The sequence below is a fragment of the Kribbella sp. NPDC003557 genome (assembly GCF_040610805.1).
GTDB lineage: Bacteria > Actinomycetota > Actinomycetes > Propionibacteriales > Kribbellaceae > Kribbella.
Map to the genome: position 1 here is coordinate 526,762 of NZ_JBEXMY010000001.1, position 21,462 is coordinate 548,223.

General features: G+C 70.6%; 24 protein-coding genes. 8 read left to right on the forward strand and 16 right to left on the reverse strand.

From position 1 onward, the window contains the following. The 3 genes from ABZW60_RS02565 to ABZW60_RS02575 form a co-directional block, all read right to left on the reverse strand. The gene (locus tag ABZW60_RS02565) at positions 1-684 is read right to left on the reverse strand and encodes a response regulator transcription factor (protein WP_355473262.1); all 684 of its coding nucleotides are present in this window, start codon (positions 682-684) and stop codon (positions 1-3) included. A 133-nt stretch (positions 685-817) separates the two neighbouring features. Then, positions 818-1,438 carry a hypothetical protein gene (locus ABZW60_RS02570; protein ID WP_355473264.1) on the reverse strand — a complete coding sequence of 207 codons (621 nt, stop codon included), beginning with the start codon at positions 1,436-1,438 and terminating at the stop codon, positions 818-820. Positions 1,439-1,455: 17 nt separating this feature from the next. Further along, positions 1,456-2,277 carry a tryptophan 2,3-dioxygenase family protein gene (locus tag ABZW60_RS02575; protein WP_355473266.1) on the reverse strand — a complete coding sequence of 274 codons (822 nt, stop codon included), beginning with the start codon at positions 2,275-2,277 and terminating at the stop codon, positions 1,456-1,458. 81 nt (positions 2,278-2,358) lie between these two features. Between ABZW60_RS02575 and ABZW60_RS02580 the strand changes: the two genes are divergently transcribed. The 4 genes from ABZW60_RS02580 (at position 2,359) to ABZW60_RS02595 (ending at position 5,275) form a co-directional block, all read left to right on the forward strand. Beyond that, a complete protein-coding gene (locus ABZW60_RS02580) occupies positions 2,359-2,874 on the forward strand; it encodes a hypothetical protein (protein ID WP_355473268.1) in 516 nt (171 codons plus the stop codon). A 100-nt stretch (positions 2,875-2,974) separates the two neighbouring features. Further along, positions 2,975-4,435 (forward strand): glycoside hydrolase family 76 protein, encoded by a 1,461-nt coding sequence (locus tag ABZW60_RS02585; protein ID WP_355473270.1) that lies wholly within the window; start codon positions 2,975-2,977, stop codon positions 4,433-4,435. A gap of 62 nt (positions 4,436-4,497) precedes the next feature. Continuing rightward, entirely contained in the window at positions 4,498-4,989 is a 492-nt protein-coding gene (locus ABZW60_RS02590; protein WP_355473272.1) for a DUF2505 domain-containing protein, read from the forward strand. 76 nt (positions 4,990-5,065) lie between these two features. Beyond that, positions 5,066-5,275 carry a hypothetical protein gene (locus tag ABZW60_RS02595; RefSeq protein WP_355473274.1) on the forward strand — a complete coding sequence of 70 codons (210 nt, stop codon included), beginning with the start codon at positions 5,066-5,068 and terminating at the stop codon, positions 5,273-5,275. A gap of 77 nt (positions 5,276-5,352) precedes the next feature. Here ABZW60_RS02595 and ABZW60_RS02600 read toward each other — a convergent pair whose 3' ends face one another. After that, a complete protein-coding gene (locus ABZW60_RS02600) occupies positions 5,353-6,030 on the reverse strand; it encodes a hypothetical protein (RefSeq protein ID WP_355473276.1) in 678 nt (225 codons plus the stop codon). 42 nt (positions 6,031-6,072) lie between these two features. Continuing rightward, complete coding sequence (locus tag ABZW60_RS02605; protein ID WP_355473278.1) at positions 6,073-6,933, reverse strand: alpha/beta fold hydrolase; 861 nt, start codon at positions 6,931-6,933, stop codon at positions 6,073-6,075. 139 nt (positions 6,934-7,072) lie between these two features. Here ABZW60_RS02605 and ABZW60_RS02610 point away from each other — a divergent pair, with 139 nt between their 5' ends. Then, a complete protein-coding gene (locus tag ABZW60_RS02610; protein ID WP_355473279.1) occupies positions 7,073-7,705 on the forward strand; it encodes a TetR/AcrR family transcriptional regulator in 633 nt (210 codons plus the stop codon). Here ABZW60_RS02610 and ABZW60_RS02615 read toward each other — a convergent pair. From ABZW60_RS02615 to ABZW60_RS02640, 6 genes are all read right to left on the reverse strand, one after another. Next, the gene (locus ABZW60_RS02615) at positions 7,702-8,751 is read right to left on the reverse strand and encodes a hypothetical protein (protein ID WP_355473281.1); all 1,050 of its coding nucleotides are present in this window, start codon (positions 8,749-8,751) and stop codon (positions 7,702-7,704) included. The two genes, ABZW60_RS02610 and ABZW60_RS02615, sit on opposite strands and share 4 nt — an antisense overlap. Before the next feature lie 87 nt (positions 8,752-8,838). Further along, positions 8,839-10,542: an L-glutamate gamma-semialdehyde dehydrogenase gene (pruA, locus tag ABZW60_RS02620; RefSeq protein WP_355473283.1), complete on the reverse strand. Its 1,704-nt coding sequence runs from the start codon at positions 10,540-10,542 to the stop codon at positions 8,839-8,841. Positions 10,543-10,592: 50 nt separating this feature from the next. After that, positions 10,593-11,063, reverse strand: a complete 471-nt coding sequence (locus ABZW60_RS02625) for a VOC family protein (RefSeq protein WP_355473285.1) — start codon at positions 11,061-11,063, stop codon at positions 10,593-10,595. Between the two features lie 58 nt (positions 11,064-11,121). Beyond that, the gene (locus ABZW60_RS02630; RefSeq protein ID WP_355473286.1) at positions 11,122-12,069 is read right to left on the reverse strand and encodes a Ku protein; all 948 of its coding nucleotides are present in this window, start codon (positions 12,067-12,069) and stop codon (positions 11,122-11,124) included. 10 nt (positions 12,070-12,079) lie between these two features. Next, complete coding sequence (locus tag ABZW60_RS02635; RefSeq protein ID WP_355473288.1) at positions 12,080-12,601, reverse strand: hypothetical protein; 522 nt, start codon at positions 12,599-12,601, stop codon at positions 12,080-12,082. After that, positions 12,598-14,064 carry a wax ester/triacylglycerol synthase family O-acyltransferase gene (locus ABZW60_RS02640; protein WP_355473290.1) on the reverse strand — a complete coding sequence of 489 codons (1,467 nt, stop codon included), beginning with the start codon at positions 14,062-14,064 and terminating at the stop codon, positions 12,598-12,600. Before ABZW60_RS02640 ends, ABZW60_RS02635 begins: the two co-directional genes overlap by 4 nt. A 168-nt stretch (positions 14,065-14,232) precedes the next feature. Between ABZW60_RS02640 and ABZW60_RS02645 the strand changes: the two genes are divergently transcribed. Beyond that, complete coding sequence (locus ABZW60_RS02645; RefSeq protein WP_355473292.1) at positions 14,233-14,721, forward strand: cupredoxin domain-containing protein; 489 nt, start codon at positions 14,233-14,235, stop codon at positions 14,719-14,721. After that, entirely contained in the window at positions 14,718-16,073 is a 1,356-nt protein-coding gene (locus ABZW60_RS02650) for a hypothetical protein (protein WP_355473294.1), read from the forward strand. Before ABZW60_RS02645 ends, ABZW60_RS02650 begins: the two co-directional genes overlap by 4 nt. Here ABZW60_RS02650 and ABZW60_RS02655 read toward each other — a convergent pair. The 5 genes from ABZW60_RS02655 to ABZW60_RS02675 all read right to left on the reverse strand — a co-directional run bounded on the left by ABZW60_RS02655 (position 16,034) and on the right by ABZW60_RS02675 (position 20,798). Beyond that, the gene (locus ABZW60_RS02655) at positions 16,034-17,278 is read right to left on the reverse strand and encodes a glycosyltransferase 87 family protein (RefSeq protein ID WP_355473296.1); all 1,245 of its coding nucleotides are present in this window, start codon (positions 17,276-17,278) and stop codon (positions 16,034-16,036) included. The two genes, ABZW60_RS02650 and ABZW60_RS02655, sit on opposite strands and share 40 nt — an antisense overlap. Continuing rightward, on the reverse strand, positions 17,275-17,931 hold the full coding sequence (locus ABZW60_RS02660) for an HAD family phosphatase (protein WP_355473298.1): 657 nt from the start codon (positions 17,929-17,931) through the stop codon (positions 17,275-17,277). The genes ABZW60_RS02655 and ABZW60_RS02660 overlap by 4 nt, the downstream gene beginning before the upstream one ends. Before the next feature lie 65 nt (positions 17,932-17,996). Then, a complete protein-coding gene (locus ABZW60_RS02665) occupies positions 17,997-18,791 on the reverse strand; it encodes a DUF4097 family beta strand repeat-containing protein (protein ID WP_355473300.1) in 795 nt (264 codons plus the stop codon). Between the two features lie 70 nt (positions 18,792-18,861). After that, positions 18,862-20,139, reverse strand: a complete 1,278-nt coding sequence (locus tag ABZW60_RS02670; protein WP_355473301.1) for a hypothetical protein — start codon at positions 20,137-20,139, stop codon at positions 18,862-18,864. Beyond that, a complete protein-coding gene (locus ABZW60_RS02675) occupies positions 20,139-20,798 on the reverse strand; it encodes an SAF domain-containing protein (protein WP_355473303.1) in 660 nt (219 codons plus the stop codon). The genes ABZW60_RS02670 and ABZW60_RS02675 overlap by 1 nt, the downstream gene beginning before the upstream one ends. Positions 20,799-20,964: 166 nt before the next feature. Here ABZW60_RS02675 and ABZW60_RS02680 point away from each other — a divergent pair, with 166 nt between their 5' ends. Next, on the forward strand, positions 20,965-21,213 hold the full coding sequence (locus ABZW60_RS02680; RefSeq protein ID WP_355473305.1) for a helix-turn-helix domain-containing protein: 249 nt from the start codon (positions 20,965-20,967) through the stop codon (positions 21,211-21,213). The last annotated feature ends 249 nt before the right edge of the window (positions 21,214-21,462 follow it).

The following is a 21,462-nucleotide window of genomic DNA, read 5'->3' on the forward strand; positions in this document are numbered from 1 at the left end:
CTACCCGTCCGCCGCGAGTTTGACGCCGACACCGCGCACGCTGTGGATGAACCGCGGAGCGGCGGCCGTCTCGCCCAGCTTCCGCCGCAACCACGAAAGGTGTACGTCGACGGTCCGGTCGCCGCCGCCCCACGGCAGCCCCCAGACCTCCGCGAGCAGTTCCCGCTTCGTCACCACGGCCCCCGGGCGGCGCGACAACGCCAGCAGCAGGTCGAACTCCTTGCGGGTCAGGTCCACCGCGCCCCCGTCGACGGTCACCTCGCGGCTGCGCGGATCGATCCGCAGCCCGCCGATCTCGACCGTCGTCTCGCCCTGCTGGTCCTGCCCGAGCCGCCGCAGGACGGCCCGGATCCGCGCATCCATCTGCGCCGCGCTGAAGGGTTTGATCACGTAGTCGTCCGCGCCCGCGTCCAGCAGCCGTACGATACTCGCGTCGTCGTCGCGCGCCGTCGCCACGATCACCGGCACGTCGCTGACCGCCCGCACCATCGCGAGCACGTCGCGCCCGTCGAGATCGGGAAGCCCGAGATCGAGCAGCAGCACCTCCGGCCGCTCCCGCGCGACCGCGGCGACCCCGTCCGCGCCGGCCGCCACCGCCGACACGACATGCCCGGCCGCCGTGAGGGACTTCCCCAACGACGCCCGGATCGCATCGTCGTCCTCGATCAGCAGCACCCGCGCCATGCCACCGAGCGTATCCTCCGCCTGCTCAAGGCAACCTCAAGCCGGAATCAAGCGGACGTCCATCACTCACCAACCTCCGGCCCGGCCGATCGGCCACGCCTGGCGGCGCGATGCGCGCGGCACAGAGCGGGGGTTACTGGGTCGTGGAGGTCCGGGGCGGCTTCAGCCCGGTGGAGCGCAACTCCAGGCGGGCGAGCCGCGCGATCACGTCGGCGTCGCCGTCGCGCCAGGCGGCGACCGGGTCGTCGGAGATCTTCGCGAGCTTGTGCATCGGCTGGTTCGCCATCGCCCGGAGCGCGAACAGGTCGAGATCCGCCGTACTGTCGATGAACCGCTGCGCCGCACCGGCCCGCCGCGCGAACCGGATCCGCCGCGGCAGCCAGATCAGTACGGCGAACAGCACCGGCAGGCCGATCGTCACCGCCGCGAGCACGTACGCGAGCTGCTCCACCGCGTGCGCCTGGTCCCGCCCCGCCTGCGCCAGCTTCCCCGCGGCCCCGGCCGCGCCGTCGATCGGCGACCGCAGCTGGTCCCCCACCGCCGGCACCTTCCCGATCGGCTCGGACAACCGCCGCAGATCTCCCGCCAGCCCGTCCCCCGCCTCGGCCGCCTTCCGCCCCGGCGCCCCCAGCGCGTCGGTCACGTGGAAGACGACCTGCCCGAGCTGCACACAACCCCACACCCACGCGACCAGCATCACGTCGCCGACCACCTGCCCGAAACGCTTCGCCCCGGTGTCGGCATAGAGCTTCATGGGCGGCCTTCCGTGGGCTACAGGTTGCTGCGCAGGTTCCAGAGGAGCGGATAGTAGCGGAGGTCGAGGCGGCTGCGGAGGTAGGTGGCGCCGGAGGACCCGCCGGTGCCCGGTTTGGTACCGATCATGCGCTCGACCATGACGACGTGGCGGGCACGCCAGGCGGCGGCCAGTTCGTCGTGCTGGACGAGGGCCTCGGCGAGTTCCCAGACGGCCGCGTAGTGCGAGCGGTCGCCGGCGATCTTGCGGAGGGCGTCGCGGATCGAGTCCTCGGAGTCGGTGTCGAAGCCCGCCTTCTGCAGCACCTCGAGGTACGCGTCCCACAGGGTCGGCTCCTCCAGCCGGCGGCGCAGGCGGTCCTTCTCGGCGTCGGTCAGCCCGCGGAACCGGCGGACGAACGACGGGTCCTTCGCACCGGACAGGAACTCGACCTCGCGGAACTGCACCGACTGGAACCCGGACGCCGGCGACAACCGGTGCCGGAACTCGCCGAAGTCCTGCGGCGTCATCGTCTCCAGGATGTCCACCTGCTGCGTCAGGACCCGCTCGATCGTGTGCACCCGCCGCAGCAGGTGCTCGGCCAGCCACAGCTCACCGGCGAGCATCGCGTCCCGGGACGCGGTCAGCTCGTGCAGGACCTGCTTGAACCACAGCTCGTACACCTGGTGGATCGTGATGAACAGCAGTTCGTCGTGCGCCGGCGGGTCGGACTCCAGCCGCTGCTGGTCGAGCAACTCGGCCAGCCGCAGGTAGCTGCCGTACGTCAGCCGCCCGCCCTCCTCGCCGAAATTCACGTCGACCCCGCCCCACTGCCCCGCCACGCCGTCACCAGTGCTCATGACACGGAGACTAACCGACCACTTCGTGACTGGTCAGTGATTCGGTCGTTGGTACTCAGGTACGCCGAGTTGAGGAGCCGCATGTCCGCCACGGTCGAGACACCGATCGTCCCGGGGCCCGTCCAGGGTCCCACCAGGGAAGAACCGCTGATCGAGGCGCTGCTGCTCGACGACTACCGGTCGCTCGTCCACCTCGCCTACCTGATCCTCCCGCCTTCGATCAGCCGGGCGAGGCGGGTGGCGGCGGCGCACGCCGTGGTCCAGCGGGCGCTCCCGCCGGGCCTCCCGCTGCCGACCGACCTCGCGCTCCCGTCGAGCCTCACCGTGCCGTCGGACGTCCGGCTGCCGGCGACCAGGCACCGCGAGTTCATGCGCCGCCGGGTGGTCGAGGAGGCGACCCGGCAGGCGGAGCAGCGCTCGCTCCTGGCTCGGCTCGGCAGTGTCGTCGCGCCGTCCGACGAGCTCGGTTTCGACCCGTGCACGATCCGCCCCGACCGCTCCGCGCACACCCGCCGCCGCGCTCGCGGCCGCCGGGTAGCGATCGCGCTCACCGTCCTCCTCACCACAGCGATCCTCGCCGCCCTGCTCACATCTTGACGTAGCGTCATCACCCACCTACCTTCGGTGGCACCGCTGCGCCGATTCCTTTCCCGCCCCACCACCCCAGTCGCTTCCTACCGCCCCAGGGAGATCTGTGATGTACGTTGGAATCGTTTCCAGCCTGTCCCTGCTGATCGCTCCCCTCGGCGCGCCACCACCGGCGCCGGCTGAGACCCCACCGGTGACCATGTCCACCCAGGCAACGATCTGCAACAAGTACTGCGACGCCCGCGACCCCGCACTCGCGCCCGGCGACCGTGCCCCGGTCTCCACCACGCTCTTCGGCCGCACGATCACCCTGCACTTCGACGACGACGACGCGATGGGCTGGGCGTCGATCGAGAACGGCAACCCCGGCGACGAGGTCTGGCTGGACCGCTCGATGGACGGCGGCCGCACCTGGTCCGGCGGCAGCCGGCTCGGCAACACCGCGATCCCCAGCGGGCAACGCGGCTGGCGCACCCAGATGTACAACGTCGACGACTGGAACCACCTCGGCGTCGGCGCCCTCCGCGCCTGCGGCAAGGCCGGCGACCGCGCCGACATCGCCTGCACCCCCTGGGCCCGGACGACGTGGAACGCCTGGGATCGCCGTACGGCGGCCGCGACCGCGCTGATGCAGGACTACAACCTGGCCAGCGGGCTGTTCGGCACCACCGGCTGGTGGAACTCCGCCAACGCGCTCAACGCGCTGATCGACAACGCCCGGGTCAGCGGTATGCCCAGCTACAAGTACGCGATCGGCAGGACGTACGACCTGAACCTCGGCAAGTTCGAGGGCCAGTTCCGCAACGACTACATCGACGACACCGGCTGGTGGGGGCTGGCCTGGGTCGCGGCGTACGACCTCACCGGCGAGGCACGGTACCTGCAGACGGCTCGCGCGGACGCCGATCACATGGCGGCGTACTGGGACAACACCTGCGGCGGTGGCGTCTGGTGGAGCGAGGCGAAGACGTACAAGAACGCGATCTCCAACTCGCTCTACATCCAGCTGAACGCGCAGTTGCACACGCGGATCGCCGGCGACACGACGTACCTGCAACGCGCGCAGGTCGGATGGACGTGGTTCCAGCAGACCGGGATGATCAACGCCTCGCACCTGGTGAACGACGGTATCGACCTGTCCACCTGCAAGAACAACGGCGACACCGCGTGGACGTACAACCAGGGCGTGCTGATCGGCGCGCTCACCGAGTTGTCCAAGGCAACGAACAATGCGGCGTACCTGACGTCCGCGCGCCAGCTCGCCGACGCGGCCACCACCGCCGCGGCGCTGCACACCGCCGACGGCATCCTTCGCGAGCCGTGCGAGAACGGCGACTGCGGCGGCGACGGCCCGTCGTTCAAGGGCGCGCACGTCCGCGGCCTCGGCAAGCTGAACGCGGCGCTGTCCGACCACCCGTACACGTCCTACCTGCAACGCCAGGCCGACCGTGCCTACGCGGCCGACCGGACGCCGATGGACCAGTACGGCCTGCGCTGGTACGGCCCGGTCGACAAGCTCGACGGCGCCCGCCAGCAGTCCGCCCTCGACCTGCTCAACGCGGCACCATGACATCGGGGACATCGGGGACATCGGGGACATCGGGGTGACTTCGGTGATGCCATGATGACCGCATGGAGCTGAAGATGTCGGCGTCGTACGACGCCACCCCTGAGGAAGTGTTCGCGATCGTGACCGACACCGCCTTCCGTGAGCAGGCCTGCGAGAAGACGAAGGCGCTGTCGTACGACGTGCGGGTCAGCACGTCGGGCGCCGACACCGTCGTCCGGGTCTCCCGGGAGATGGAGTCCACCGACATCCCGGACATGGCCCGCAAGTTCGTCGGCGAGACGCTGACCGTCGTCCAGACCGAGACCTGGCACGCGGCGGCGGCCGACGGGTCGCGGACCGCGGACGTGTCCGGCGAGATCTCGAACACCCCCGTCACCCTGAAGGGCACCGCGCGGATCGGCAAGGACGGCGCGCAGACCGTCCAGTCGATCGACCTCGACGTCAAGGTCGCGGTCCCGCTGATCGGCAAGAAGCTGGAGCCGTTCGTCGTCGACGCGATCCGCTCCGGCCTGCAGAAGGAGCACGACCTCGGCCACGAGTGGAGTGGGAAGTAGAGCCGTGTCGTTGCGCTGAGCGCGTCGCCTCCGGTGGCAACCTGAAGGAAGTGTTGTCCCGGAGGTGATCGTTCCGATGCGAAGCACCCTGCGAAAGAAGCGGGATCGGACCCCGCCCACGAGCGGCGCCGACCAGTACTGCGCGTTCTGCGCCGCCGTGACGCCGTTCGAGCGGATCGACCCCTCGGACTACCTGGTCGACGAGCCCGACGAGTGGATCTGCGTGCAGTGCGGCTCAGCCCTCCTCGTCGACCCACCCACCCAGCCACTCCACCGAACCGCCTGACCGCCTGACCGCCGCGCCCAGCTAGCGGGTTGTTTCACCGCCGGCCCACTGCAACCCGCCAGCGGTCACACAACCCGCTATCTGGCCGAGGTCGCGTCGGCGGCGGCCAGGCCGGCCCGCATCGCCGCGCGCACCTCGGCCGGCCACGGGCCGGTGTTGGTGAGCGGGATCTCGGTGATGAACCGGCGCTCGGCCTCGGGGATCCGCGCCGCGACAAGCTCCGGCTCGTCCACGACCGCCGCGTAGAGCCGTGGCCCGTCCGCGCTGAACAGGTCCGCCGCCACCAGCCGCCCGTCGGTGGTGCGCATGATGTTGTCCGGGTTGTCGTCCAGCCGCGGCGCGAACCACGGCAGCTCCCGCGCCGCGCGCCCGTGCACCCGGCGTACGGCGTCCGCGAGCTCGGCGACCGCCGGCTCCCGCGCGGCCAGCGCCTGATGGAACCCGGCGGCCTCGTCCGGGTCGACCGGCTCGAGCCACTCCAGCAGCTGCAGATCCCCGCCGCCCGCCAGCCGCCGATGCCCGAAGACTCGCGGAACCTGGCGGGTGTGCGCCGCCTCGCGATACAGCGCGACCGTGTACGGCCCCGCAGGATCGAACGGACTGATCCGCGCCGCGGCCCGGCCGTCCGGCGCACGCAGCGCGATCGCCCAGTCCCCCGCCCCGCACGGCGTCCACCCGGCCGCCCGCAGCACCCGCTCCGCGTCGCGATGGTCGGCACCCAGTCCGAGCAGGTCCCCGCACGCGCTGCTCGTCATGCCGCCGAGCATAAGCAGCGTCCCGCGGCCCTCGCCGCGGGATTACAGCGGCGGCCCGAACGCGCACACGACCGGCTTCGCGTGGGCGGGATCGAGGGCGTTGGCAACGAGTTGGGCCACCGTCGGGTCGAAGGCCAGGCCGACATGGCCGACCGGATCCAGCGGGCAGCTGTTCTGGACATACAGGTTCGCCACGCCCGGCTCGCGGATGAACGACGTTTCGTGCGGGGTTACCAGGGCGTCGAAGCGGGACGCGATCATCGTGTACTTCACCCCCGGCTGCGCGATCGGGCCTGCGGTCAGCTTCGCCACCGCTGCCCCGCCGACGATGAGCTCGTCACAAGCCGGGCAGCCGAACTGCCGCAGCACCTGGTCGACCAGCGGGCCGAGGCCGAGGTAGTCGCCGACACTGACCAGCCCGCCGAACGTCGTACCGTGCGTCGGCGGCGCCAGCGCGACGACCTTGCCCACCTGACCGGCGTACCCGAGCACCTTCGGGCCGTAGATCGACTGGAAGCCGCCCTCGGAGTGCCCGACGATGTCGACCTTCGCGGCGCCGGTCGCCTGGCGGACCCGCCGGACGAAGGCAGCGATCTCCTTCGACGACTCCGCGATCGAGACCGTGCCGCCGACCGGGATCTCCGGCGTCGCCTGGCCGTAGGTGAGCGTGAAGGCGCAGTAGCCCTTCGCGGCCAGGAACGAGCCGAGGTACGAGTAGTTGCCGGGCCCGTTGCCGCCGAGACCGTGCAGCAGGACGAGTGGGTTCGGATGCGCGGCCGACGGCTTGCAGTCCCAGTCGTCGAAGCCGGCCGAGGTGACCGCGCCGGCAGGGGCGCTCAGGGTCGCGGCGCACAGGAACGCGGCGAGCAGGACCGTGGCGGTCCGGCGAAGGCGGTGGCGCATGACAACTCCCCGTTATGGTGTCTTTCGGTGATCAGCAGATCACGGGTAGTTGAGCACGTCTCCGGGTTCCAAACAAGAGCTCGTGTTCGAAACAAGATCTCTCGGTTACGGATCCGCCACGCGGGGTAGTGTCCAGCGCATGGGCCGCACCATACGGGGACTGGACGCCGAGCAGCGCCGCGCCGAGCGTCGGGAGCAGCTGCTGGACGCGGCGCTCAAGCTGTTCGCCGACAACGGGTATCTCGGGACGTCGATCGAGCAGATCTGCAGCACGGCGTACATCGGGACGAAGAGTTTCTACGAGCTGTTCACCAGCCGCGAGGAGTGCTACCTCGCGCTGCTCCGGCGCACGTCGGAGCGTCTCGAAGAACGCATGACCAGCGCCGCGGCGCAGGCGACCGGCAACGAGCGGCAGGAGGCGCCGCAACTGCTCGCGACCTTCGTGCACGCCCTCGTCGACGATCCGCGGATCACCAGAATCACCTTCGGGATGGCCTCCGGCATCTCGGAGTCGGCCGAACGGCAGCGCCGCGAGAACCGCCGCTGGGCGGCCGGCTTCCTTGTCCAGCTCTGGGACCGGTACGACGGACCGCAGCCCGAGGACCACCGCGCCGTACGGCACGGTGTCGCGATCGGGCTGGTCGGCGGCCTGTTCGACCTGGTGTCCGACTGGCTGCTGGACGCGGACCTGACCGCGCCGCGGCAGATCGAGGCGCTGATCGACGACCTGACCACCTTCTACATCACCGTACGGCGGGGCCTGGCGAACTAGTCGAACACGAGCGTGCGCAGGGCGACATGCCCTTCCTCGTCGATGACGTAGTGCGCGTGGCCCTCGTGGTCGACCGCGACGCCTTCGACGCGGCGGATGTCGCCGAAGTGGTGGACCACCTTGCTCCCGACGATTCCGCCGCCGGACGGCAGCTCGAAGCGCACGTGCTCCGACGCCGCGAGGGCTCCTTCCGGGTGGTCGGCGAGCACCGTCGCCGCCTTGCCGGACGCGTCGAGATCCCCGATCACAGCGTCGAACCGGTCGTCGCCGCGCGTGTCGAGGCCGCGCAGCCCGGCGGGCGCGTCGACACCGCCGATGTCGCCGAGGATCCACACGTCGCTGCAGACCGGGACCGCGGCCGGATCGTCGAACAGCTCGCCGACGTTCGTCAGCTCGACCAGCAGCGGATGCCCGTCGGCCGTCACCGGGTAGCGCAGCCCCAGCACGAGATTGCCGTTGGCGCGGAACTCGGCCGCCTCGATGTTGACCGGGTGGTCCGTCGGGCGGACGGTCCCGCTCCAGCTCTTCGCCTTGGCCTGGCCGCGGGCGATCGTCGCGTCGACGTACGCCTGCTGCCCGAGCGGCCCGACCGGTACCAGCTCGACGTCGGCCAGCGCGTCGTTGATCGCACGGTGCAGCCCGAAGCGCAGCCGGACGACCTCGAGCTCGGCCGGCTCGCCGCCGAGGATCGCCTGTTCCTTGACGCGCGCGATCCAGGACCGCTTGGCCGCCAACGGCCCCGCCTTCTTCCCGAACTGCGATCCCAGCAGGTACACGTACCCGCCGTACGACGCGCAGGCCTCGGCGTCCTCGGTCTTGCCGGCGTGCACGCCCGCGTCGGTCAGCACCCGGCGGGCCGACCAGCCGTCGTCCAGCGGCGCTCCGGCCGCGTGCACCAGCAGTGCCAGCGCGTCCTCGGCCGTCGCTTCGTCCAGGACCGTGACGAACGCCCGGTCCCAGCCGTTGCGGGCCAGGTCGTCGGGCCCGAACACGCGGCAGAGGTCGGATGCTTCGTTGGGTTCGAGGTGCAGGTCGGTCTCATGCATACCCGGGAAACGAGGAATCGGGCCGCGGTGCTCCCACCACGGCCCGATTCCCGGGTAATCCCTGACGCCGGCCCTGGTCAGCCCTGATCAGCCCTGGTGCGGGTAGCGGTAGTCGGTCGGCGGCGCGAAGGTCTCCTTCATCGACCGCGGCGAGGCCCAGCGGATCAGGTTCCACATCGAGCCGGCCTTGTCGTTGGTACCGGACGCGCGGGCGCCGCCGAACGGCTGCTGCCCGACGACCGCACCGGTCGGCTTGTCGTTGATGTAGAAGTTGCCCGCCGCGAACCGCAGGTACTCCGAGGCCGCCGCGACCGCGTGCCGGTCCTGCGCGATGACCGCACCGGTCAGCCCGTACGGCGCCGAGTGCTCCATGCCGCGCAGCACCGCGTCGTAGTCCGCGTCGTCGTACACGTGCACGCCGAGGATCGGGCCGAAGTACTCGGTGCTGAAGATCTCGTCGGCCGGGTCGTCGGAGACCAGCAGCGTCGGGCGGACGAAGTACCCCTCGCTGTCGTCGTAGGTGCCACCGGCAACGACCTGGATCGCGTCGGTCGCCGCGGCCCGGTCCAGCGCGGCCTTGTGCTTGGCGAACGCGCGGTCGTCGATCACCGCGCCGATGAAGTTCGACAGGTCGGTGACGTCGCCCATGGTGATCGCCTCGGTCTCGGCGACCAGGTCGTCACGGATCCGGTCCCACACCGAGCGCGCGACGTACGCCCGGGACGCCGCCGAGCACTTCTGGCCCTGGTACTCGAACGCGCCGCGCACCATCGCGGTCTTCAGCACCGCCGGGTCCGCCGACGGGTGCGCCAGGATGAAGTCCTTGCCGCCGGTCTCGCCGACCAGCCGCGGGTAGGTCTTGTACGACGCGATGTTGGCGCCGACCGTGCCCCACAAGGACTGGAACGTCTTCGTCGAGCCGGTGAAGTGGATGCCGGCCAGGTCCGGGTGGGTCAGCGCCGCCTTGCTGACGTCGATGCCGTCACCGGTGACCAGGTTGATCACGCCGGCCGGCAGGCCCGCGGCCTCGAACAGCCGCATCGTCCAGTGCGCGGCGAACTGCTGCGTCGGCGACGGCTTCCACACCACGGTGTTGCCCATCAGCGCCGGCGCCGTCGGCAGGTTGCCGGCGATCGCGGTGAAGTTGAACGGGGTGATCGCGTACACGAACCCCTCGAGCGGCCGGTAGTCCACCCGGTTCCACACGCCCGGCGAGGAGATCGGCTGGTCACTGACGATCTGCCGCGCGAACGCCACGTTGAACCGGAGGAAGTCGATCAGCTCGCAGGCCGCGTCGATCTCGGCCTGCTGGATCGTCTTCGACTGGCCGAGCATGGTCGCCGCGTTCAGCGTGTCCCGCCACGGGCCGGCCAGCAGGTCCGCGGCCTTCAGGAAGATCGCGGCCCGGTCGTCGAAGGACAGCGAGCGCCAGGCCGGAGCGGCCGCCAGCGCCGCGTCGACGGCGGCCTTGCCGTCCGCCTCGGTCGCGTTACCGAGCGTGCCGAGCACGTGGGCGTGCTTGTGCGGCTGCACCACCTCGATCGGGGCGCCGCCGCCGAGCTTCTGCTCGCCGCCGATCGTGCAGGTGAGGTCGATCGCTCCCGCGGCGGTCAGCTCCTTGAGCTTGGCCTCCAGGCCGGCCCGCTCACCCGACCCGGGCGCATACCCCTTGACGGGCTCGTTGGCAGGCGTCGGTACGGCGGTGACGGCATCCATGGTGCAGGACTCCTCGATCGTGGGGTGGACCGTGTGGGGCACGCCGGTGCGGATGGCCGGGCGTGACACCAGCATGGTGCCACGCCAGCACCGTCAACCACGAACGCGCCTGAATTACTTCCGCATTACTTCCGCCACGGCATGTGCTGGAGTGCCCAGGTGTTGCCGTCCGGGTCCGCGAACCAGGCGTAGAACACACCGCCCAGGTCCTCGGTCTCGCTGACCTCGACACCGCGCCCGATCAGCTCCTGCCGGGCCGCCTCGATGTCCTTCACCACCAGGTGCAGCGCACGCAGCGAGCCGGACGGCATCTCGGTCGCGGGCAGGCCGGTGGTGAGCGTGATCGAGCAGAACGAGCCCGGCGGCGTGAGCTGTACGATCCGGACCCCGTCGGCGGGCGAGACGTCCACGTCCGGGTGGAAGCCGCACTGCTCGGTGTAGAAGCGCTTCGCCCGGTCGATGTCCGACACCGGCACCGGGATCAGCTCCAGCAGGTACGCCCCCGGCTTGACCACCACGGCGCTGGGGTCGTCCGGGATCTCCGAGGCGTCCTTCGGGATCTCGGTCGTCGTCGGCGGCGTCGGCAGATCACTCATGCGGGCTCCCCCTGTGTGCTGCTGCGGGCCGCGCCCCGGCGGGCTCCCCCGGGCCCGCTCATGCCGACTTCTTGGTGGTCTTCTTGGCGGCCTTCTTCGCCGTGGTCTTGGCGGCCGCCTTCTTCGCGGCCGTCTTCTCGGCCGGGGCCGCCTTCTTCGCCGCGGCCTTCTTCGCCGGCGCCTTCTTGGCCGGCTCGGCCTCGCCGGAGCCACCGCCCGCACGCCGTGCCTTCGCGGCCTCGACCGAGGCGCGCAGCGCGGCGACCAGGTCGACGACCTCGGCACCCTCCGGCTCCTCCTCCTCGGACTCCGGCAGCGGCACGCCCTCGGCCTTCGCCATCACGACCTTCTCGAGCGCCTCGCGGTAGTCGTCGTGGTACTGATCCGGGTCGAACTCACCACGCAGCGTGTCGATGTACGACGACGCCATCGCCTTCTCCTGCGACCGGATCTCGACATCCTCCGGCGGCGCCGCGAACGACGCGTCCCGGATCTCGTCCGGCCACAGCATCACCTGCAGCACCAGGATGTCGTCGACGGTCCGGAGCAGCCCGAGGCTCTCCCGGGACCGCAGCGCGACCTTGACCAGCGCATACAGCTCGGAGCCCTCCAGGGCGTCGCGGAGCAGCACGTACGGTTTCGCGCCGGGGCCGACGTCGGCGGCCAGGTAGTACGACTTCCCCAGGTACAGCGGGTCGACCTGGTCGGCCGGCACGAACTCCAGCACGTCGATGACCTTCTTGCTGGACAGCGGCAGGTCGGCGAAGTCGTCCGAGTCCAGCACCACCATCCGGCCGTCGGGCATCTCGTACCCCTTGCCGATGTCGGAGTACGGCACCTCCTCGCCGTCGACCGAGCAGATCCGCTTGTACCGGATCCGGCCCCCGTCGGCGACGTGCACCTGGCGGAACGAGATGTCCTTCTCCTCGGTCGCGGAGAACACCTTGATCGGGATCGTCACCATCCCGAACGAGATGGCCCCCTTCCAGATCGCCTGCATCGCCATCAGCTCCCTGTCAGCTCAGCCCGCTACGCGGCCCCTCCGCCGCGAGCAGATCGGGGATCTCCTGTGTCGCGTACCACAACAGATCTTCACCCTCGCACGAATCCAGGGCAAAGATCGCGTCGTCGTCACCGTTCCGGGCCGCGTCCCAGAGATCGGCAGCCTTGCCGATCACCGCCGTCGCCTGCGCGGCGTCCAGGTGCACCGACGCCACCGAGCGCCACGGGATCACCACGTGCAGTTCCAGCCGCGCGTCGCCGAGCTCCACCGACCCGTCGGCCGGCGGGACCGCGCTCACCTCGGCCGCGATCACCACCCGCCGGCGCGCGATCCCCGGATCCGCTGCCAGCAGCCCGACCGAGGCCCGGGCCGCCTGCGCCATCGCGGCGAACTCCAGCTCCTCGTCGTCGCCCTCGGCATACCACTCGCGCAGCGCCGGTGTCACGGCGTACACCGTCAGTGGGGCCGGGCCGATCTCGCCGGCGTTGCACGCCGTCGCCAGCAGCCCGAGCGTGGACGGTACGTAGACCCTCATGAGCCCGCCTTCTTGGTGGTGCCGCGGGGTTTCTTCCGGCCCCGGGAGGCGCGGTTCCGGCTGCCCCTGGTCGTTTCCAGCAACTCGTCCAGCGCGTCGGTCACGCACTGGGCGAAAACAGCGAGGTCCGGCATGGCGGTGCGGTCCGCGTTCAGACCGTAGTACACCTGTCCGTCGTACGACGTGACGCCGACCGAGAGTCCCTGGCCGGGCATCAGCGGAACGACGGGGTACGACGCGAGCATCGGCGCGCCCTGCGCATACAGCGGGAACTGCGGGCCCGGCACGTTGGTGATCACCACGTCGTCGATCGGCCGGACCGTGGTGGTCGCGACCCGCGCCGCGAGCGCGTGCAGCGTGGTCGGCGCGAACCCGGCGATACCGACCAGCGACCGGGCGCTGACCGCGCGGCCGGTGTCCTTGTGCACCTTGGTCTGGTACGAGATCTGGTGCAGCCGCATGACCGGGGAGTTCTCCCCGACGGGTAGGTTGACGCTCGAGGCGATCACCCGGGAGCCGAGCGAGGTCGGCTCCTCGTCCTCGTCGTCGCGGATGCTGACCGGGACCACGGCCCGCACGCTCCGGGTCGGGCCGACGCCCTCGCCGCGGGTCATCATCCAGGCCCGGAACGCGCCCGCGACCACGGCGAGGATCACGTCGTTGACCGTGCCGCCGTGCGCCGCGCGGATGGCGCGGTAGTCCTCGAGGTCGGTCTGCACGGTGGTGAACCGGCGCTGACCCGACGTCTTCACGTGCAGTGAACTGTCCTGCGCGTGCCGCTGCGCGACCAGCGAACCGACCACGTCACCGAGCACCTCGCGGACCGACGTGGAGCCGGTCAGGCTCGCCATCTCGGCGCGCGCCAGCTCGAGCACCGCGCTCGGGTGCCGGGTCGCGTCGGAGAACACGCCGGCGAGCAGCTCGAGCGCGGACGGCGGATGGTCCGGCTGCCAGGTGTCGGTCGGGGTGTCCCTTGGGTGCGCGGTCGAGTCCAGCACGACCTGGCCGATGTCGACCGTGCTGTTGCCGTCGACAAGCGCCTGGTGGGACTTCGCGATGATGGCGAACCGGTCGCCCTGCAGCCCCTCGACGAGATACATCTCCCACAGCGGGCGGGCCCGGTCCAGCCGTCGCGACATGATCCGCGCAACCAGCTCGAGCAGCTGCGCGTGCGTGCCGGGCCGCGGCAGGGCCGACCGGCGGACGTGGAAGGTGATGTCGAACTCTTCGTCGTCGACCCACACCGGCCCGGCGAACCGCCCGGGCACCTGCTGGACCCGCTGCCGGTACCTCGGCACGAACGCGATCCGGTCCCGGATCAGCGCCACCAGACTCTCGTAGTCGAACCCCTCGTCGCCGTGCACCGGCGGCTCGAAGATGTCCACCGTCCCGACATGCATCGGAGTGGCCGGCGACTCGGCCTTGAGGAAGGTGAGGTCGAGCGACGTCAACCGGTCCGGCATCTGGCCACCTTCCTCTCGATTCGACGGATTCTCACCCTAGCGGCCCGCACCGACAGTGGGCTGCGACACTGGCCGTACGGGAACACTGGGCTATCTGTGTTCGTCAGGCAAGAGGGTGTGTCTTGCACCCTGAGAACTCATGTGAACCACCGAAAGGCTCCTGGACCGATGCGTTCGACGCTCACTCGCGGTGCCGCCACCGCTCTTCTGCCCACCCTCGGCATGCTGGTCCTGGCCGGCTGTGGCGGGGACGACACCGGCAGCGGCAGCACCACTCCCTCCCCGAGCGCCCCGGCCAGTACGCCGACGTCGACGCTGCCGACCAACACGCCGACCCCGGGCTCGCCGAACACCAGCGCCCCGTCGAACACCGCGGACCCGTCCGGCGAGCAGGCCGACGTGACGGTCGACGTCACCGTTGCCAACGGCAAGGTCAACCCGAGCGGCGCGACGGTCAAGGTGAAGGCCGGCCAGACCGTGCTGATCAAGGCCGTCAGCGACGCCGAGGAGGAGCTGCACATCCACGGCTACGACAAGGAGCTGGAGCTCACCCCGGGCAAGGCGGCCTCGGTCAAGTTCACCGCGAACATGAAGGGCACCTTCGAGGTCGAGACCCACAAGAGCGGCAAGCTGGTCGCCAAGCTCGTCGTCTCGTGAGCGTGCCGCTGCTGCTGCCACTGCTGCTGCCACTGCTGCTGCCGCTGCACGGGATCGGCGGGCGGCAGGACCTGCCGGTCCCGTTCGGGCTGGCGGTCGGCGGCGCCGCGGTCGCGGTGGCGCTGTCCTTCGTCATCCTCGGGGTCGCCTGGCGCACCCCGAAGTACCGCGGCAACGCGTCCGGCGTGCCGTTGCCCGCCGCAATCAGCCGGGTGATCGACGCGAGCTGGTTCCGGTGGCTCGTGCGGCTGTTCGGGCTGGCGACGTTCCTCTACGCGATGGTGTCGCTGCTGTTCGGCGTGGACCGGCTGACGAACCCGATCTTCGGGTTCATCTACATCCTGGTCTGGGTCGGACTGGTGCCGATCTCGCTGCTGTTCGGCCCGGTGTGGCGGACGCTGAACCCGCTGCGCACCCTCCATCTCCTGCTGTCGAAGCTGCTCCGCCAGGCGCCGTCCAAGGGCCTGCTCGAGCTCCCGTCCTGGGTGGGTCTGTGGCCGGCCGCGCTCGGCATCTTCGCGTTCGCCTGGCTCGAACTGGTCGCGCCGGACCGCGCGACGATCCCGGTGCTGCAGGCCTGGATCGCGCTGTACGTCGTGATCACGATGTTCGGCGCGGTGCTGTTCGGCGACCGCTGGTTCGCGCAGGGCGACCCGTTCGAGGCGTACGCGACGCTGATGGCGCGGCTGTCGCCGTGGGGCCGCCGGACCGACGGGCGCCTGGTGGCGCGGCGGCCGCTGGAGAACCTCGACGGCCTCCGCCCGCGGCCGGGCCTCGTCGGCCTGGTCTCGGCACTGCTCGGCTCCACGGCGTACGACGGGTTCTCGAACTCGTCCGCGTGGATCGGCTGGGCGCAGGACCAGGACATCTCGATGACCTGGCTCGGCACCGCCGCGCTGATCGTCTTCATCCTGTTCGTGCTGGTCACGTACTCCGGCGCGACGATCCTCGCCGGCCGCCTGTCCGACAGTTCGCGGACGGCGCTACCGGGCCTGTTCGCGCACTCGCTCGTACCGATCGTCTTCGGGTACGTCGTCGCGCACTACCTGACCCTGTTCATCCTGGAGGGCCAGCGGACGCTGATCTACCTGAGCGATCCGCTGAGCAACGGCGCCAACATCTTCGGCACCGGCCTGCTCGCGGTGAACACCGGCATCACCAACCACAGCGCGACGATCGCGGTCGTCCAGGTGGCGGCGGTCGTCTTCGGTCACCTGCTCGGCGTCATCTCCGCCCACGACCGCGCGGTCGCACTGTTCCCCCGCGCCAAGGCCCTGGCCGGCCAGCTCCCCCTCCTGGTGGTCATGGTCGGCTACACCTGCGGAGGCTTGCTCCTGCTGTTCTCCTCCTGAGGCTTCGTGAGGCCGCGGCTGGTGATCAGGAGGAGGGCGAAGGCGATCATGCCGACGATCAGGTGGGAGTTGCCGGGGATCGACTGCCAGAAGCTCCAGCTGAGCTCGCGGTCGTCGCGGAACGGGACCCACCAGATCGAGCGCAGGACGAACAGGCCGTAGAACAGGACGCCGGTCACGACCGCGGGGTTGAGACCCCACACGCGGTTGACGCCGCGGATCACGCTGACGCCGAGCGGGATGATCCACACCCAGTGGTGGCTCCACGAGATCGGCGACGCGTACAGCACGGCGAGCGCCATCACGGAGATCGCCGTGACCCGCTCCTCGGCGAGCCAGTACTTCCTGGCCAGCCAGAGCACGAGCAGCCCGAACGCGGCCGACAGCACGAACCAGGTCGGCTGCACCCAGCTCGCCTCGTCACCGATCCGGTGCAGGAAACCGTTGAACGACTGGTTGCCGGTGTAGGCGATCCCCCCGACCCGGTTCGCGTCGAGGATCACGTCGGTCCAGTACCGCCACGACTGGTGCGGCACGATCGCCAACCCGACCGCCATCGTGGCCAGCAGCCCGAGTACGGCGTTGCGCAGCGCGCGCCACTGCTTGGTGACCACCAGCAGCGCGAGGAACGGCAGCGGCGTGAGCTTGATGCCGATCGTCACGCCGAGCCAGAACCCGCGCAGGCGCGCATCGTTCGGCCGGATCAGGTCCAGCAGGATCATTGCGGTCAGCAACAGGTTGATCTGCCCGAACTGGATGGTCTGCCAGACCGGTTCGAGCAGCAGCGACAGCGCGGTCAGCGCGATCAGCACCGCCGTCCGCTTCCGCTGGGTGACGAAGGACCAGAACGTCTTGGTCAGGCTGGCCCGCCACAGCGCCGTGATGCACAGCACCGACAGCGTCGTCCACGCCACCAGCGCGACGGCCCATGGAACGGCGGCCAGCGGAACCATCGCGATCGCGGAGAACGGCGGGTACGTGAACGGGAGGTTCGAGCCGCCGGGCAGCTTCGCGTCGTACAGCGAGTCGCCGTGCAGGAGGACCGAGCCGCCCATCCGGTAGACACGCAGGTCGATCATGCCGCCGTACAGGTGCAGCGCCCAGGCGCCGAGGGCGACCAGCGCGGCGCACGCCAGCACGGCGATGACGATGCCACGGCGGCCGGCGGGACGAGTCGAGGAGGATGCGGGGGTGGTCACGGTCACGTCAGGTCGGCTCCGAACAGGGTTTCCAGCGCTCGCCGGGTCTCGTCGTACTCGGTGTGCAGAATCGCGGTCATCCCGACCGCACGGGCGCCGTCGACGTTGAGTTGCAGGTCGTCGACGAACACGCACTCGGCCGGTTCCAGGCCGAGCCGGCCGGCGGTCAGCCGGAAGATCTCCGGCTCGGGCTTGCGCAGGCCGACCTCGCCGGAGATGACGATGTCGTCGAACATCCCGTCCCAGGTGTCGCGCGGGTAGGTGTTGCCCCAGGAGTTCGACAGCAGGGCGGTCCGGATCCCGCGTTCGTTGGCGCGCCGGACGAGTGCGGACATCGCGGGCTGGTGCTCGAAATGCGCGAACATCCGCTCGATCAGTCCCTCCGCGGGCACCGGCGAACCGTCGCGGCGGACCAGCATCGAGGCGAGCTTGCGCTCGAAGTCCGGGACGGCGAGCTGGCCGCGTTCGAGCGCGTGCACCGGGTTGAGCTCGGCGGTCACGGCCTCGGTGGGCAGCCATTTCATGACCGCTTCGAGGTAGGAGTCGAAGTCGAAATCGTCCAGCTCAGCCCAGCGCCGCAGCGCCGGCTCCAGGCCCGAGGTGAGCACGCCGCCCCAGTCCACCAGCAGACCTCGCGGCTCCGCGCGCACCTCGACCATGCGCGCAAGCCTACTCAGACCGCGGTCGTCCTCACCCTCCCGGCCCTGGCCCTCACGCGCTGTGTTCAGTGGCTGTATTCGATGCTGACATCGCCCGAGGACGTCTTGGCCCTGATCGTCCGGGTGGAGGCCGGATCGATCTTCACGTTCGCCGACTCGTCACCCGACGACGTGTCGGTGTCGACCTTGTACGCCTCGGTGCCGGACGGGATCCGGATGTCGACGTCGCCCGAGCTCGACTTCGCGTCGATGGTCTGCGGCGCGACGGTGAAGTCCAGCGACGCGCTGCCGGAGCTGCTGTGGGTCGTCACCGATGTGGCGGTCAGCCCGTCCGCGTCGAGGTCGCCCGAGCTCGACCGGAGCTCCAGCGGCCCGCCGACGTCGTGCACCTCGATGTCGCCCGAGCTCGTCTTCAGTACGGCGCCACCCTCGACCCCGGCGACCGTCACCTTCCCGCTGCTGCTCTCGACCGTCAGCTTCACGTCCCGGGGCACCGTCAGCACGTAGCTCGTCTCGCACCCGAACGACAGGAACCCGCAGCCGCCGCTGTCCAGCTCGAGCCGGCCGTCGCCCTCGTCGTACTTCTCCTTCGGGTCCGAGCCGAACACGTTCCGCTCGGACTGCCGGTCGACCCGCACCTCGGGGCCGTCCCCCGGCCGCACCTCGATCGTCGCCGAGCTGCCCTTCACCAGCAGCGAACCGCCCTGCACCGGGTAGCTGCTCTGGCTGCTCTTGGTGCCCTCGGTGAGGCCGGTGAGCGCCCAGTACACCCCGCCGAGGATGAGCGCGACGGAGATGGCGATCCCGTACCGCCGCTCGACGCTCATCGAGCTCCGCGGCCGGCCTTGGACATCGGACATGCCCCAACCCTGGCACATCGCGGGCCTGCTGTCGGTGGGGTTGTCCCCCGAATCGACCCTGAGACAGCGGTCAGGCAGGCACCGAGTGAAGGTCGTCGGCCACCGCGCCGGCGAGCTGCTGGAACGCCTTGCGGAGCTTGCTCGTCCTCGCGGCCTCGGACAGGCTGCGGCCGTGCGCCACGGCGGTGTCCACGGCTCCCAGGTCGTACGGCAGGAGGGCGGCGCGGTCGATCCCGGCATACTGCCGCAGGGCGTCCATGGCCGCGTCGCCGGGCGATCCGCCGAGCGAACCGGAGCGCAGCCGGTTGACGACGACTCGCGTGGTGACCGACGGCACGACCGCGCGCAGCTCGTGGACCGCGCGGATCAGCCGGGTCAGGCCGACCGGGTCCGCCGTACCGACCACGACGACCTCGTCGGCCTCCTCGAGCGTGGCGATCGTCGCCCCGTTGCGGCGCGGCGCCAGCGAGTCGAACGAGATCTCCTCGTCGGTCTCGACACAGAAACCGGCGTCGATCACCGTGATCGGCGCCAGCGACCGCGCCGTCGACCAGATCGCCTCGACGGCGGCGGGCCGCAGCTCGGTCCACCGGTCCGCGCGGCTGAGCCCGGTCAGCACCAGGAGATGCGGATTCAGCTCGCGGGCGTGCCGGGCGAGGGTCGTCACGTCGAGCGAACCGTTCGACGCCGAGCGCGCCGCGGCGGCCAGGCCGGAGGTCTCGTCGAGCATGCCGAGCATCTGGGCGACGGTGCCGCCGTACACATCGACGTCGGCGAGGAGGGTCGGCACGCGTCGCACCGCCAGCTCGCAGGCGAGGTTCACCGCGACCGTCGTCCGCCCGGGAGCGCCGGTCGGGCCCCAGACCGCGACCAGGCGGCCGGTGCCCTGCGGGAACGCCGGCGGCTGCGGGTTGGCCGCGCTCTCCGGAGTGAGCGGCACGAAACCGCCCGCGAAGTGCGAATTGGTGATCGGGGGTCCGGACTCGACCGCGTCGGAGACCGCACGCGCGAGATCCGCCGGGCTCACGTCGGCGGGCAGGATCCGCTCGATCCCCATCCGGCTGAGCCGGTCCTCGGCCCCGAACGGCGCACCGGTCTCGGTCGGGTCGACCAGGGCGAGCACGGCGATACCGCGGGCGTGCAACGCGGCGACCGCGTCGGACGACAGCCGCGGCAGCGCGTCGGCCAGGAGGACGGCACGGGCCTGGCCGCTCGCGGCGGCTGCCATCACGTCGGCGATGTCGACACAGCGCCGGACGACGCGGATCCCGGACGCGCGCTCGGTCCGCCGTACGACATCGGCCTCCCACGGCGCCCCCGTGACGGCCAGCAGGACTGGGACCGACATCAGCCGTCCTTCCGGACCAGGGTCGGCTCACCAGCGCTGATCGCGGTCAGGGCGGCCGGGATGCGGGGCAGGTCGGCCGAGGCGAGCGCGATCGTCACCTGCCGGCGCGCCGTGCTGCCCGCGACACCCTTGACCGAGTCGATCTGCAGCACGCGGACGCTGCTCCACAGCGGCCGCGCGGGCTGCCCCTCGGTCTTGGGGACCACCCAGACGTCCACCACATCGCCTGGCGCGGTGTCGGACGGCAGACGGCCGGAGGCCACCGAGAGCGGGAACTCGGTGCGGTCCTGGTCGGACTTGGGAACGGCGGCCTCCTTCGGCACGAACTCGCCCTGGCCGACGGTGCGACCTACGACCAGACCTTTGAGATCGGCGTCGGCCGACAAGTACCGCCCCGCGTCGTCGCCGCTGGTGAAGCGGACCCGGACCGTCGTCAGGTCGTCGTCGGTCAGCGGGGTGCCGGTCTTGAGCTCGTGCTTGGCCGCCCAGATCGTCGTCGTGTCGTCGGCGGACGCCAGCAGTTTGGCGCCGGCCAGCGCGGTGACGGCGACCAGCAGCACGCCGAGCACCAGGCGACCGTCCTTCCAGCGCGCCTTGCGGTTGCGCTGGGCCGGAGCGGACGGCGCCCCGAACCCGCTTCGCACTGCTGTCTCGACCACGTCGTCTCCCCAGTCGATGGATCGGTGTCGGCGGACATTCTGCCTGGTCGCCGATCGCACGGTGAACGGTCATCCACAGGCTGTCACAGGCTGGGGACAAACTCGGTCATCCGTTCGCCAACCGTGGCAAACTGAAGGAACCAGCCACTACCCGAAGGAGACGACGATGCCGGGACCGCGGTTCCTCCAGCTCGCCGACGTCGCCGAGGTCCTGAACATCTCCGCGAACCAGGTCTACGCCCTGGTCCGGCGCGGCGACATCCCCGCGGTGAAGATCGGCGGCCGCGGGCAGTGGCGGGTCGAGGCGACCGAGCTGGAGAAGTACATCGAGCGTCTCTACACCGAGACCAAGCAGTTCATCGACACCCACCCCTTCGGCGAAGAGGCCGAAGCCACGGAGGACGCCAACCTCTGACCCCACCACCCCTCCGGCGGGCTGGCGCCGGCGAACGGTGGTGGTCACGGCTCTGGTCCGGGGCCCACATCTGGTAGCTGAAGACAGATGGTGGTCTGCCTCCACCCTTCTGGCCTGTTGGCCTCGGTGACGTACGGCGCGGTTCGTACGGCGCGGTTCGTACGGCGCGGTTCGTACGGCGCGGTTCGTACGGCGCGGTTCGTACGGCGCGGTTCGTACGGCGCGGTTCGTACGGCGCGGTTCGTACGT